This window comes from Streptomyces mirabilis (genome assembly GCF_018310535.1).
GTDB lineage: Bacteria > Actinomycetota > Actinomycetes > Streptomycetales > Streptomycetaceae > Streptomyces.
Window position 1 is genome coordinate 2502061 of record NZ_CP074102.1, and the last position, 12663, is coordinate 2514723.

Annotated in this window: 12 protein-coding genes and 1 pseudogene; 7 read left to right on the forward strand and 6 right to left on the reverse strand. The window is 70.6% G+C overall.

Annotation, left to right across the window (positions count from 1 at the left end):
• The first annotated feature begins 116 nt into the window (after positions 1-116).
• A complete protein-coding gene (locus SMIR_RS10800; RefSeq protein ID WP_212726919.1) occupies positions 117-1145 on the forward strand; it encodes an LLM class flavin-dependent oxidoreductase in 1029 nt (342 codons plus the stop codon).
• Positions 1146-1401: 256 nt separating this feature from the next.
• On the opposite strand, the gene SMIR_RS10805 is transcribed toward SMIR_RS10800, so the two are convergent.
• Complete coding sequence (locus tag SMIR_RS10805) at positions 1402-1794, reverse strand: SCO5389 family protein (protein ID WP_101400700.1); 393 nt, start codon at positions 1792-1794, stop codon at positions 1402-1404.
• A 244-nt stretch (positions 1795-2038) separates the two neighbouring features.
• Between SMIR_RS10805 and nucS the strand changes: the two genes are divergently transcribed.
• Entirely contained in the window at positions 2039-2710 is a 672-nt protein-coding gene (gene nucS / locus SMIR_RS10810; protein ID WP_060901300.1) for an endonuclease NucS, read from the forward strand.
• Positions 2711-2806: 96 nt separating this feature from the next.
• Here the strand turns inward: nucS and SMIR_RS10815 are convergent, their stop codons facing one another.
• The 4 genes from SMIR_RS10815 to SMIR_RS10830 form a co-directional block, all read right to left on the reverse strand.
• Entirely contained in the window at positions 2807-5356 is a 2550-nt protein-coding gene (locus tag SMIR_RS10815; protein ID WP_168495612.1) for an ATP-binding protein, read from the reverse strand.
• 270 nt (positions 5357-5626) lie between these two features.
• Positions 5627-5950, reverse strand: coding sequence for an STAS domain-containing protein (locus tag SMIR_RS10820; protein ID WP_030596935.1), 324 nt, complete (start codon positions 5948-5950; stop codon positions 5627-5629).
• A gap of 208 nt (positions 5951-6158) precedes the next feature.
• Positions 6159-7007: a 3-hydroxyacyl-CoA dehydrogenase family protein gene (locus SMIR_RS10825; protein ID WP_054233213.1), complete on the reverse strand. Its 849-nt coding sequence runs from the start codon at positions 7005-7007 to the stop codon at positions 6159-6161.
• Between the two features lie 125 nt (positions 7008-7132).
• Positions 7133-7774 (reverse strand): TetR/AcrR family transcriptional regulator, encoded by a 642-nt coding sequence (locus SMIR_RS10830; protein ID WP_168495610.1) that lies wholly within the window; start codon positions 7772-7774, stop codon positions 7133-7135.
• Positions 7775-7968: 194 nt separating this feature from the next.
• Here SMIR_RS10830 and SMIR_RS10835 point away from each other — a divergent pair.
• From SMIR_RS10835 to SMIR_RS10845, 3 genes and pseudogenes are all read left to right on the forward strand, one after another.
• A pseudogene (locus SMIR_RS10835) lies at positions 7969-8670 on the forward strand (ATP-binding cassette domain-containing protein); the annotation flags it as partial.
• A 22-nt stretch (positions 8671-8692) separates the two neighbouring features.
• Positions 8693-9442 (forward strand): ABC transporter permease, encoded by a 750-nt coding sequence (locus tag SMIR_RS10840; RefSeq protein WP_168495606.1) that lies wholly within the window; start codon positions 8693-8695, stop codon positions 9440-9442.
• Positions 9443-9455: 13 nt separating this feature from the next.
• On the forward strand, positions 9456-10028 hold the full coding sequence (locus SMIR_RS10845) for a cob(I)yrinic acid a,c-diamide adenosyltransferase (RefSeq protein ID WP_168495604.1): 573 nt from the start codon (positions 9456-9458) through the stop codon (positions 10026-10028).
• On the opposite strand, the gene SMIR_RS10850 is transcribed toward SMIR_RS10845, so the two are convergent.
• A complete protein-coding gene (locus tag SMIR_RS10850; RefSeq protein WP_168495602.1) occupies positions 10025-10579 on the reverse strand; it encodes a hypothetical protein in 555 nt (184 codons plus the stop codon). The two genes, SMIR_RS10845 and SMIR_RS10850, sit on opposite strands and share 4 nt — an antisense overlap.
• Positions 10580-10767: 188 nt before the next feature.
• On the opposite strand from SMIR_RS10850, the gene SMIR_RS10855 reads away from it, so the two are divergent.
• Complete coding sequence (locus SMIR_RS10855; RefSeq protein WP_248003704.1) at positions 10768-11997, forward strand: sensor histidine kinase; 1230 nt, start codon at positions 10768-10770, stop codon at positions 11995-11997.
• Positions 11994-12635, forward strand: coding sequence for a response regulator (locus SMIR_RS10860; protein ID WP_168495598.1), 642 nt, complete (start codon positions 11994-11996; stop codon positions 12633-12635). The genes SMIR_RS10855 and SMIR_RS10860 overlap by 4 nt, the downstream gene beginning before the upstream one ends.
• Positions 12636-12663 lie beyond the last annotated feature (28 nt).

A 12663-nucleotide genomic window follows, 5' to 3' on the forward strand; every position in this document is an offset into this window, starting at 1 on the left:
GGCCCATTCTGCAGACAATCCGCAAATCTCTCCGACAAGCCGTGTCCTCGGCACGTGTCGGACGGTTATGCCGGTGGGGGAGCTCCGCGTCGGAGCCGAGGAAGCAGGAAAGCACCATGCACGTTGGAAGTTTTGTACTGGCGGCCCAGTTCCCTGGCCAGGGCCAGGGGGAGGCCCTGCACCGCGCGGTGCGCACGGCCGAGGTCGCCGAAGAGGCCGGGCTCGACGCGGTATGGCTGGCCGAGCACCACTTCGTGCCGTACGGGACGTGCCCGTCGGCGGTCACCCTGGCCGCCCTGCTGCTGGGCCGCACCAGCCGCATCCGCGTCGGTACGGCGGTCAGCGTACTGCCCACCGTCCACCCCGTCGCCCTCGGCGAGCAGGCCGCGCTGCTGCACGTGACATCCGGCGGCCGTTTCACACTGGGCGTGGGGCGCGGCGGGCCCTGGGTGGACCTGGAGGTCTTCGGCGCGGGCCTGGAGGCGTACGAGAAGGGGTTCCCGGAATCACTCGATCTGCTGGTGCGCTGGCTGCGCGAGCCGTCCGTGGAAGGGCGGGGTGAGCGGTTCAGGTTCCGCGAAGTGCCCGTCGTGCCCCGGCCGTCGGAGGCGCTGAGCGGCTCCCCCGGCCCCGAGGTCGTCGTCGCCTGCACCTCGCCGGCGAGCGTGCGGCTCGCCGCCGAGCGGGGGCTGCCGATGCTCCTCGGTATGCATGTCGGCGACGAGGAGAAGGCCGAAATGGTGTCCCTGTGGCGACAGTTGGCGCGTGTGGCGGGCCGTTCGACGGACGAGATCCTCGGCGCGGCCCATGTGTCGGCCGGCGTCTGCCAGATCGCGGACCGTCGCACCGACGCCGTCGAGACTCTCCTCAAGGCGATGCCGGGCTGGCTGAGGCAGGGGCTGGACGCGCATGTGACGGTCGACGGCCGCGCCCGCGCGATGCGGGACCCGCTGGCGTACACGGAACTCCTGTGCGGACTGCACCCGGTGGGCACGCCGCGCCTGTGCGCCGACCGTCTCGCGGCCACCTCGGAGCGCACCGGAATCTCCCGCTTCGCCCTCCTCGTCGAGGGCTCCGGCGACCTGGCGGCGACAGAGGAGAACGTCCAACGGCTCGGCACCGAGGTACTCACCCACCTCGGCTGAGACAGGTCACCGCGGACGGCGTGGGCCCGGGAGAGGGTGCGGGCGCCCTGGGCCCACCGAGGGTCTCCAGGGCCCCACGACCGGCTTGTCCCGCCCCGCGGCCCGGACAACTCGGTCTTCCTGACTCGACGCACACACCCACCCACCCACGATCCACGTCCCGCCGTCGGCCCGGGGACCCGGGGGAGCCTGCCGCCCCGTACAGATGCACCTCCCGCGTACGGAGCGGCAAGCAATGCGGCATCACGGCGTCACGTCAGCAGTCTCGGAATTCCGGCGACTGATTCAGCAGCTGACTGCGCACCGAGGTGAAGCGTGCCAGCGTGTCGTCCACTGAGGCGTCCAGTGGGAACACCGCCACCCGATGGCAGTTCTGGAAGGCCAGCCGCACACCGAAGTGCCGCTGCAGCGCGCCGCGTATCGCGTCACTCGCGAGCGCACGCAGCAGCTGGCCACGCGCCTGCTCGTCCGGCGGAGGCGTCTGGTTGTCGGCGAAGTTGCCGCCGTCCACCTTCAGCTGAGCCACCAGGGAGCTGATCATCTCCCATGCGTAGGGCAGGGAGGTCCGGACGCAGTCGACGAATTCTGCTTCGTCGACCTCGCCTCGCTCGGCCTTCTCGAGTAGGGCCGGTGAGACGTCGAGCGACATGGGTTCTCCTCTCGCACCCCCAGACCTCGGGGGTTGCCGGACAGGTAAGGGACATTCGCGATATCGAACACTCTGAGTACACGCATCGCGACCTCCCGTTTATACGGTAAGCAACGTACGGTGACGGCACCAGGAGAATGCGCACATAGTGAACTCCCAGTAGGCCCACAATCAGCCACGACCGAACAGGCGTCTTCCAGGGCGAATCGCGTGGACCTCTGCCCGTCGAGTAGCGTTGCGGACCATGCGTCTCGTCATTGCCCGCTGCTCCGTTGACTACGCGGGCCGGCTCACCGCCCATCTCCCGTCGGCCCCCCGCCTCATCCTGGTGAAGGCGGACGGCAGCGTCTCGATCCACGCTGACGACCGGGCCTACAAGCCCCTCAACTGGATGTCGCCGCCCTGCACCCTGAAGGAGGGCTCCGGCGACGAGGAGGGCGTCTGGACCGTCATCAACAAGGCGGGCGAGAAGCTCATCATCACCATGGAGGAAGTCCTCCACGACTCCTCGCACGAACTCGGCGTGGACCCCGGCCTGATCAAGGACGGCGTGGAAGCGCACCTCCAGGAGCTCCTCGCCGACCGCATCGAAACGCTCGGCGAGGGCTACACGCTCATCCGCCGCGAGTACATGACGGCCATCGGCCCCGTCGACATCCTGTGCCGCGACGGCGAGGGCCAGACCGTCGCCATCGAGATCAAGCGCCGCGGCGAGATCGACGGCGTGGAGCAGCTCACCCGCTACCTGGAGCTGCTCAACCGCGACCCGCACCTCGCACCGGTCCGGGGCGTCTTCGCCGCCCAGGAGATCAAGCCGCAGGCCCGCGTCCTCGCCACGGACCGCGGCATCGGCTGCACGGTCCTGGACTACGACGCGCTGCGGGGCATCGAGGACGACAAACTGCGGTTGTTCTGATTCGAACGACTTTGACTCAATCGGCCAGGTAGTTCACCGGTCAGAAGTGAGGGCCGGGTCCGATGTCGGACCCGGCCCTCACTTCTGTCGTGGTGCTCAGATCACCGAGCCGTTCGGTGACCCGGCGGCGCCGCTGCTCGCGGGAACACTCGCCGCACTGCTCTGCGGAGCGCTGGCGGTGGTGCTCGCGGGGACGCTGGAGGCGGGGCCGCTGGCGGAGTTCGAGGTGGACGGCGTCGTCGTCGGGGTGGGTGTCGGAGTGGGTGTCGGCGTGGGTGTCGGCGTGTCCGACGGCGTCTGGCTCGGCGTCTTGGACGGCGTCTGCGAGGGCGTCTTGGACGGCGTCTTCGACGGCGACTTGGATGGCGACTTGGACGGACTGCTGGAGGTCCCCTTCGTCCCACTCGGACTGTCCGAAGGCTGCCGGCTCGTGCTCGTCGGCGGCGTCGGGTCGTCCGAGGTCCCGTACGTGCCGTCGGGGCCCGGATCCGTCGGCGTGGTCACCACGCCCGCGTCGCTGCCGCCCCCGCCGCCCTTCTTCGCCTTGTCGGCGCCGAGGCTGTCGTCCTGGCCGCCCTGGCTGGCCGAGGGGTTGACGCCGACCTTCTCGGACGGGTTGTCGGTGTTGTTGTTCGAGGTCGCGCCGAGGGTCACCACGGTGCCGAGCACCGCGACGAGCAGCGCACCCGCGCCCGCGGCCACCAGGTTGCGCCGGGTGCCGGTCACCAGGCGGGTGCCCACGCCCACGCGCTTCGACGCCAGGCCCGGTTCGGCCCGGTTGGTGACCAGCGTCGAGGGCTCCCCGGCCGGGGCGGACAGCACGAACGCGGCCGGTACGCCGCCGGGCGGCGATGCCGACTCCTCGTGCCGCGCGTCGGGCACCTCCTCGCCCGCCGCCGTGCGCCCACCGGGCAGTACGGCCCCGGAGCGGTCGGCGACCAGCGCGAGGGCCCTGCGGCCCGCGACGGTGCCACGCTTGTCGGCGAGGGCGCCGCGCAGCCCGATGGAGGACTCCAGCTCGGCACGGGCCCGGTCCAGCTGACCGCCACAGAGCGCGAGGATGCCCAACTCGTGCTGGAAGTAGGCCTGTTCGCCGACCTCGCCGGCGAGCCGGGAGGCCTCCGCGCCGGAGCGCAGCGCGCGCTCCCAGGCGTTCCAGTTCAGTCCTGCGGCGAAGGCGGGCGCGGCCGTGCGGGCCAGCTGCACGGCGACGCTCTCGTCCTGCTCGTCGACCGGGGGCGTGGTGAGCGGGACCAGGACGGTGAGGGCGGCGAGCACGGCGTCGGCCTCGGCGCAGACCCGTTCGGGGGTGACCGAGGGGTGTCCGGCCCACCAGGTGTAGTGCTGGGCCGCGGTGCGGGCCTGCTCCTCCAGCACGTCGGCGTATCCGGCGGCCTCCAGCTGGGCCTGCACACCGGCGGCGAGCCGGTAGCGGGAGCCGACCGGGGAGACCAGCGCGCAGCCCGCCAGTTCGGCGAGCGCGGCGTCGGCGTGGGTGTCGTCCACGAGGGCGGGCAGATGCGTCTGGTGCGGCACCTCACCGCCGAGCGCGATGGCGAAGCGCAGGGTGGCACGGGCCGACCCGCTCAGCCGGGAGGCGAGCAGCGCGGCGGGCGCGGCCCCCTCGGCGAGCGAGGGCAGCGGTACGTCGTGACCGTCGGCGGCCTCGAAGGGCGCGTCGACCGGCAGGTCGACCGGGGCGTCCTGGAAGACGCCGAAGTCGTCGAAGGCGTCCTCCTTGGCCTGCAACCGGTCGCGCTGTCGCAGCAGGGCGCCGGCCTGCATGAAGCGCAGCGGCAGGCCCTCGGACTCGAACCAGAGGTCGCCCGCCCAGTTCGCCTCCTCCTCGGTCAGCACACGTCCGACGGTCCGCTCCAGGAGCTCGAGGCCGCCGCTGCGGTCGAGTCCGCCGAGGAAGACCTCTTCGAGGAGGGAGTCGGTGGAGGGCGCGGGGACGTCGGGGGTCGCGGCGATGGCGAAGGCGCACTCGGGGGTGGCGTCGAGGAGTTCGTCGAGCGCGGTGCCGCCGATCTCCACGTCGTCGAGGACGACGACCGCGCCGATCCCGTGGACGAGTTCGAGCAGTTCGTCCCGTTCGGGGCGGTACAGGGCAGCGTTGTAGACGGCGGCGAACAGGTCGTACAGCAGGTCGGTCGCCGTGCGCCGGTATCCGGAGAGGCGGACGACGCCGTCGGGGGCGAGGTCCGCGCAGTCGTCGGCGACGGCGTCGAGCAGGCTGGTGCGGCCGGAGCCGGCGGGGCCGGTGAGGCGTACGGAACGCCCGCGCGCCAGCAGGCGGACGAGCCGCTCGCGCTCCTCCTGGCGCTCCAGGAGCGGCAGACGGGGCTGGGCGGGACCCGGCGGTACGGGCGGCAGGGCGGCGCGGGCCAGATCGGCGCGCTCGGCGGCACTGAACTTCGTGGGCCGCTGCGGTCGCTCTCCCGGCGGGCAGACCTCTATCTCACTGCCGTCGACGGGGTTGACCGTAAGCAGGAAGTCGCCCGAGACGAGTTGGACGGTACGGGCGAGTGCGGGTGTGTGCTGACCCAGGTCGGCGGTGAGCGCATCACGCGGCGGGCGCGAGCGAGGCGCCTGGCCGTCGTCGTCATGGCCGTACTCTTCGGGTCCCCGGTTGTTCGGGTCCATGTTCCAAGCCCCCCAAAAGCGTCGTGTGCGGATCTTGTCGCCGGGAGTCCGATGACAAGGACCCAGGCCCCTCCCGGCCTTGCTGCACACCGCGCTGTCGCTTCTGGTCCGGTGCCCGCTCGTAGGGTTTCGGGTGGCGGGCAGCCGAACCCTAAACCTTCGCACAGTATCTCCGACAGGCCGGGGTACCGCGCCGTCCGAGACGTCACAGTCTCGTGAGGATTGTGCGCGAGGTGCGTTTCGTACGCCGCTCAGGAGGCGTACGCCGGATCACACGCGGGGCAGTGACTCGACTCCGATGCCGCCCTCGATCGCGAGGATCCGGTGCAGCCGGGTGGCCACCAGCAGGCGCTGCATCTGTGGTGGTACGCGGCGCAGCACGAGCCGCCGGCCGCACCGCCCGGCCCTTCGGTGGGCCCCCATGATGACACCGAGGCCGGTGGCGTCCCAGGAGTCCAGCTCGGACAGGTCCAGCACCAGGTCGCCGACTCCGTCGTCGACGGCCGAGTGCAGGACCGTACGGGCGTCCGCCGCGCTGCGTACGTCGAGGCGGCCCCCGACGACCAGCTCGGCGTGGTCGCCCCTGATGTACATATGCGCTCCCCGAGAGTGCGTCTCGTACTCTGCGTCGGTCTCTCTGCGTCAGTGTCGGTCCGCAGTTTTGCGTGTGCACCGTCTGACTGGCTTGAGGCCGCAGAGGTTGCCGTCTGTAAGCGAACCGATACCGAATTCACCTCATGGGGTGACACCCCAGAGGCACGTGCGGTTTCCGTGACGGGTGATGCTGGATGACTCGCTTGATTCAGTGCTTGTAGAAGCCCTGCCCGCTCTTGCGCCCGATGTCACCGGCGTCAACCATCCGGCGCATCAGCTCCGGCGGGGCGAACTTCTCGTCCTGCGTCTCGGTGTAGATGTTGCCGGTCGCGTGCAGGAGGATGTCGACGCCCGTGAGGTCGGCCGTGGCGAGCGGGCCCATGGCGTGACCGAAGCCCAGTTTGCAGGCGAGGTCGATGTCCTCGGCGGTGGCCACGCCGGACTCGTACAGCTTGGTGGCCTCGACGACGAGCGCCGAGATGAGACGGGTCGTCACGAAGCCGGCCACGTCACGGTTGACGACGATGCAGGTCTTGCCGACGGACTCGGCGAACTCCCGTGCGGTGGCGAGGGTTTCGTCGCTCGTCTTGTAGCCGCGCACCAGTTCGCACAGCTGCATCATCGGTACGGGTGAGAAGAAGTGGACGCCGACGACCCGCTCCGGGCGCTCGGTGGCCGCGGCGATCTTCGTGATCGGGATGGCGGAGGTGTTCGAGGCGAGCACGGTGTCGTCCCGCACGATCTTGTCGAGCGCGCGGAAGATGTCGTGCTTGACCTCGAGCTTCTCGAAGACGGCCTCGACGACGATGTCCGCGTCCGCGGCGGCGTCGAGATCGGTGGTCGCGGTGATCCGGCCGAGCGCGGCATCGGCGTCGTGCGCCTCCAGCCTGCCCTTGCTCACGAACTTGTCGTACGAGGCCTTGATGCCGTCGATGCCTCGCGTGAGCGCCTCGTCCGTGACATCGCGCAGAACGACGTCCCAGCCCGCCTGCGCGGACACCTGGGCGATACCGGACCCCATGAGCCCGGCTCCGATGACGGCGAGCTTCCCTGCCACTGTGCGACTCCCCTGACGCGGTGTTTATGTCTGCCTCTCGGGCGGACACTAGCGCTCGTGAGGGCCTGTGTGACCGGTAAGTAATGCGCGTCACGTCTCATCTGACGGACATCACACCGGATGGCTCACCCCGCGTCGCGGACCGCGTAGTTGAGCACCTTCTCGCTCAACAGCTCCTCCATGTCATCGAGGAGAAGAAGTACCTCACGTGATACTTCGTCCGGATTGCGGCCGGCCATCATCTCCCGGCCGATGACGGCCATGACCGTCTGGTGGACCCAGTTGACCTGTCCTGCGATCAGACCGGGCAGCGGGTCGTCGGCGGACGCGCCGGTCTCCTCGCGCAGCGCCTCCTCCAGGTTGTCGAGCACCTCCTGACCGATCGCCCACAGCCGTGAACGGAGGGCGGGAGCCGCGTGGATGACCTGCATGAAGCGGGCGTATCCGTCCATCAGGCCGACCCGCGGCGAGACCGCCGCGACCTCGTCACGCAGTTCGCGCAGCACGGCGACGGCGGCCGACTCCCCCTTCTCCCGGCCGCGCACCCAGCGGGCGAGCCGGTCGACGACACCCTGAGAGCGGTCGAGGAAGAGGTCCTCCTTGGTCGGGAAGTAGTTGTAGACGGTGTTGACGGAGACGTCCGCGGCGTCCGCGACCTCCGCGACCGTCACCGCGTCGAAGCCGCGCTCCAAGAACAGACCGGTGGCGACATCCGAGATGTACTGCCGGGTCTGCCGCTTCTTCCGCTCCCTGAGCCCTTCAGCCATGTCCGCATCGTAGCTTCGCTGGAGCCGATGAAACCTTGGGCACATAGAAATATTGGTGACAAGACATTCTTGGTGTCGTTGCAAATTTTCAGGGACTCTGTTTCTCTGAGGGCATGGCAATCATCAGTACGGCCGGTCTGGCGCGTACCTTCCGGACGAAACGCGGCCTCGTGGAGGCCGTCCGCTCCATCGATCTCACCGTGCGGCCCGGCGAGATCCTCGGCTTCCTCGGCCCGAACGGCGCGGGCAAGACGACCACGCTGCGCATGCTCACCACGCTACTGAAGCCCACCGGCGGCGCGGCCACCGTCGCGGGCTGCGATCTGGCCACCGACCCGGCCGGGGTGCGCCGCGCCAGCGGCTATGTGGCGCAGTCGGGAGGCGTCGACCCGCACGTGACCGTGCGGGAGGAGCTGGTCACCCAGGGGCGGCTGTACCGCCTGCCGAGGGCTCAGGCGCAGGACCGGGCCGAGGAGTTGGCGCACGACCTCGGCCTGACCGGACTGCTCGACCGCAGGACGTCCGCGCTCTCCGGCGGGCAGCGCCGCCGCCTGGACATCGCGATGGCGCTCACGCACCGCCCGCGGGTGCTGTTCCTGGACGAGCCGACGACCGGCCTGGATCCGGCCAGCCGCGCGGACCTGTGGGACCTGGTCCGCCGGCTGCGCGACGAGCACGGCACCACGGTCTTCCTGACCACGCACTACCTCGACGAGGCGGACGCCCTCTCCGACCGGCTCGTGATCGTCGACCGGGGAGTGGTCGTGGCCGACGGCACACCGAGCACGCTGAAGCTGACGCACGGCGGTGCGCCCGACGCGTCGCTCCAGGACACGTTCCTCGCGATCACCGGGCGCGGCCCGGCACCCACCGACTCCGCCCCCGTGGCCGTATAGGACGTAGAGGACCCAGGAACCGATGCTTCTCCACGACACCGCGCTGATCTTCGGGCGCTACGCCCGCCAGACCCTCCGCTCCCGCTTCGCGATGCTCTTCGGCGTCCTGATGCCGCTGCTGTACCTGCTCTTCTTCGGCCCGCTGCTGACCGGCCTGCCGCTCGGCTCGCGGGGCAGCTCCTGGCAGGTCCTGGTCCCCGGACTGCTGCTTCAACTCGGGCTGTTCGGGGCCGCGTTCGCCGGTTTCACCATCATCATCGAGAAGAGCCAGGGAATCGTGGAACGGATGCGGGTCACCCCCGTGAGCCGGCTCGCGCTGCTGCTCGGCCGGGTCCTGCGCGACGCCGCCGTCTTCGTCTTCCAGGCGGTACTGCTGGTCCTGGCGGCACTGGCGATGGGGCTGCGCGCGCCACTCGCCGGCATCCTGATCGGCTTCGCGTTCGTCGCCCTGCTCACCCTCTCCCTCGCCTCCCTCTCCTACGCCCTGGCCATGATCGTCCGCACCCCGCAGGAGTTCGGCCCCGCCATCAACGCCATGACGATGCCGGCCATGCTGCTGTCCGGCCTGATGCTCCCGATGACACTGGCTCCCGGCTGGCTGGACGTGCTCTCGCACTTCATGCCGTTCCGCTATCTGGTGGACGCGGTGCGGGACGCGTACGTGGGCTCGTACGCCACGGCCCACATGCTGTACGGCGTCCTGGTCGCCCTCGGCTTCGCGGCGCTCTCCGTGACGGTGGGCACACGTGTCTTCCGGAAGGCCGGAGCATAACTACGCTGGCCCCATGGTCAATCTGACGCGCATCTACACCAGGACCGGCGACCAGGGCACCACCGCTCTCGGGGACATGAGCCGGGTCGCCAAGACCGATCCCCGGATCTCGGCCTACGCGGACGCCAACGAGGCGAACGCGGTGATCGGGACGGCGATCGCACTGGGCGGTCTCGACGAGGAGGTCGTCGCGGTCCTCACCCGGGTGCAGAACGACCTCTTCGACGTCGGCGCCGACCTGTCGACCCCGGTGGCCGAGGACCCGAAGTTCCCGCCCCTGCGCGTCGAGCAGTTCTACATCGACAAGCTGGAGGCGGACTGCGACCGCTTCAACGACGAGCTGGAGAAGCTGCGCTCCTTCATCCTGCCCGGCGGCACGGCGGGCGCGGCCCTCCTCCACCAGGCCTGCACGGTCGTACGACGGGCCGAGCGCTCGACATGGGCGGCCCTGGAGGTGCACGCGGAGGTGATGAACCCGCTCACCGCGACCTACCTCAACCGCCTCTCCGACCTGCTGTTCATCCTGGCCCGCACCGCCAACAAGGAGACCGGGGACGTGCTGTGGGTGCCGGGGGGCGAGCGCTAGCCGCCGGACCGGCCCTGGGTGACCGGGGCCCGTTTGGGCCAGAGCAGATACGTCAGGGCGATCAGGCCGTGGAGCCCCACCGCCCGTAGCGCCACCCACTGGAAGGCGCGCAGCGACGAGGTGTCGCCGGCGCCGACGAACCAGATCGCGCCCTGGAGAAGGGCGCACGCGACGGTCGCCGCGAGGAGGGTGCGGAGCCAGAGGCAGCCCTCGTGGGCGGCCCGGGGCAGGCCGAAGCGCGGGGGCTTCGGCGGGGGCGGGCCACCGGCCAGGCGGTGCGCGGCGTGGCCGTCCAGCCGGCGGATGGTGTAGTGGCCGTAGGCGACGGTGAAGCCGAGGTAGAGCGCGGCCAGGCCGTGTTCCCAGCTCGGCTCGGCGCCGTTCCTGAGGTCGATCGCCGTCACCACGAAGAGCACCACCTCCAGCAGGGGTTCACACAGCAGCAGGGCCACGCTCGTGCGGCGCAGCCTCAGCAGATAGCGGACGGCGAGGCCCGCGGCCAGCAGCACCCAGAAGCCGGCCTCGCACGCGACGATCAACCCGACGATCACGTTTCGCTCCTCTCGGTCACCCCTCCAGGCTCGCGTCCGGGGCGGCTCGGATCGTCGTCGGCGGTGACGAAGTCCCGGTACATCGAAAGATGCAGTTCCGGACCCTTCCTGGGCATCAGGCGGCGGCCCGGTGCACCGTGTTGGATGAAGTCATGGACGGAGTCATGGACGGGGTCGTGGACGGAGTCGTGGCCAGGCGACGGCCCCGCCCCCACCGCGACGACGTGGGCATCGCGGTCGGCGGACTGCTCGGCGGCCTGTTCCTGTGGAGCGTCGGTCTCTACAGCCGTAGGCCGGACGATCCGGTCTCCCGTGTGGACCAGGGCTGGGCCGTCCTGGTGCCGCTGGCCGTGATGGCCTGCTGCGAGCTGCTGCGCCGGACACGGCCGCGCACCGCCCTGCTCGTCGGCACACTCGCGCTCGTGGCCGACCTGCTGACCCGCGGCAGCCTGGCCACGGTCGTGATGTTCACGGACCTGGTCTACGCGGCAGTCCTGTACGGCTCCCCCGGCGCGGCCCGCCGCATCCCCTGGATCACCGGGCTGATCACGGTGATCGCGACCGTGTGGCCGGTCGCGGCCTGGCACAAGCCGGAGGGGCTGCTGATCGGCGCGTTCACCGGCCTGGTGACGTTCACTCCCGCCGCCACCGGCTGGATCGTGCGCAACCACCGCGACACCGCCGTCGCCGAACGGCTGCGCGCCGAACAGACGGCCCTGCTCGCCGAGATGGACCGCGCCCAGGCCGTCACCGCCGAACGGGCCCGGATGGCACGGGAGTTGCACGACATGGTGGCCAACCATCTCTCCGCGATCGCGATCCACTCCACGGCCGCGCTCTCCATCGACGACCCGAAGACGTCCAAGGACGCGCTCACCGTCATCCGTGAGAACAGCGTCGAGGGGCTCGCCGAGATGCGCCGGCTGATCGGGATCCTGCGCGACGGCAGCGGCGACCGCGAACCGGCCGCGGCCCCCACCCTCGACGGACTCGGCGCCCTGGTGGCCGGCGCCCGCGCCAACGGGCTCGACGTCACGCTCGCCACCGAGCACGGCACGGTGCCCGCCCCGGTCGAACTCGCCGCGTACCGCATCGTCCAGGAGTCGCTGACCAACGCCCTCAAGCACGCGCCCGAGGGCCACGTCACGGTGACGCTCGCCGAGCGGGACGGCTCGCTCGCCATCGCGGTGACCAGTCCGTACGGCGGTCCGAGCGGCCCCCGCGCCCCTGGTTCCGGCGCCGGTCTCGTGGGTATGCGGGAGCGGGCCGACCTGCTGGGCGGCAGCTTCGAGGCGGGGCCCGAGCCCTCCCCCGACAGCGGGAACGGCAAGAACAGCAGGGACGGCAGGGACGGCAGGGACGGCAAAATCTGGGCCGTACGCGCCATCCTGCCCCTCGCCCAAGGAGAAACCGAATGATCCGCGTGCTCGTCGCCGAGGACCAGTCCGCCGTACGGGCCGGGCTCGTCCTCATCCTGCGCAGCGCGCCCGACATCGAGGTGGTCGGCGAGGCCGCGGACGGCGAGCAGGCGGTCGCGCTCGCCCGCGAACTCCGCCCGGACCTCGTTCTGATGGATGTGCAGATGCCCCGGCTCGACGGAGTGTCCGCCACCCGTCAGGTCGTCGCCGAGCGGCTCGCCGACGTGCTCGTGCTCACCACCTTCGACCTCGACGATTACGTCTTCGGGGCGCTGCGCGCGGGCGCCTCGGGGTTTCTGCTGAAGAACACGGAGGCGAAGGATCTGCTGGTGGCGGTGCGGACGGTGGCGAGCGGCGAGGGGCTGATCGCTCCGGCCGTGACGCGTCGGCTGATCGCCGAGTTCGCCGCGAAGCCGGTACGGGAGCCGAGCGCCGACCCGGCCGTGCTCGACGCGCTGACGCGCCGGGAGCGGGAGGTGCTGTCCTGCCTGGGTGAGGGGCTCTCCAACGCGGAGATCGCGGGACGGCTGGACATGGCGGAGGCGACGGTGAAGACCCACGTCAGCCGTCTGCTCGGGAAGCTGGAGTTGCGGAGCAGGGTTCAAGCGGCCGTGCTGGCCCAGGAGTTGGGGGTCTGACTCCCCCGCGGGCGCACTGGTCCAGACC

Bases quoted from the DNA above. Each gene is read 5' to 3' on its own strand.
- SMIR_RS10815 (WP_168495612.1), bottom strand. From the start codon at position 5,356: ATGGACCCGAACAACCGGGGACCCGAAGAGTACGGCCATGACGACGAC.
- SMIR_RS10830 (WP_168495610.1), bottom strand. From the start codon at position 7,774: ATGGCTGAAGGGCTCAGGGAGCGGAAGAAGCGGCAGACCCGGCAGTAC.
- SMIR_RS10845 (WP_168495604.1), top strand. From the start codon at position 9,456: ATGGTCAATCTGACGCGCATCTACACCAGGACCGGCGACCAGGGCACC.
- SMIR_RS10840 (WP_168495606.1), top strand. From the start codon at position 8,693: ATGCTTCTCCACGACACCGCGCTGATCTTCGGGCGCTACGCCCGCCAG.
- nucS (WP_060901300.1), top strand. From the start codon at position 2,039: ATGCGTCTCGTCATTGCCCGCTGCTCCGTTGACTACGCGGGCCGGCTC.
- SMIR_RS10860 (WP_168495598.1), top strand. From the start codon at position 11,994: ATGATCCGCGTGCTCGTCGCCGAGGACCAGTCCGCCGTACGGGCCGGG.
- SMIR_RS10800 (WP_212726919.1), top strand. From the start codon at position 117: ATGCACGTTGGAAGTTTTGTACTGGCGGCCCAGTTCCCTGGCCAGGGC.
- SMIR_RS10805 (WP_101400700.1), bottom strand. From the start codon at position 1,794: ATGTCGCTCGACGTCTCACCGGCCCTACTCGAGAAGGCCGAGCGAGGC.
- SMIR_RS10820 (WP_030596935.1), bottom strand. From the start codon at position 5,950: ATGTACATCAGGGGCGACCACGCCGAGCTGGTCGTCGGGGGCCGCCTC.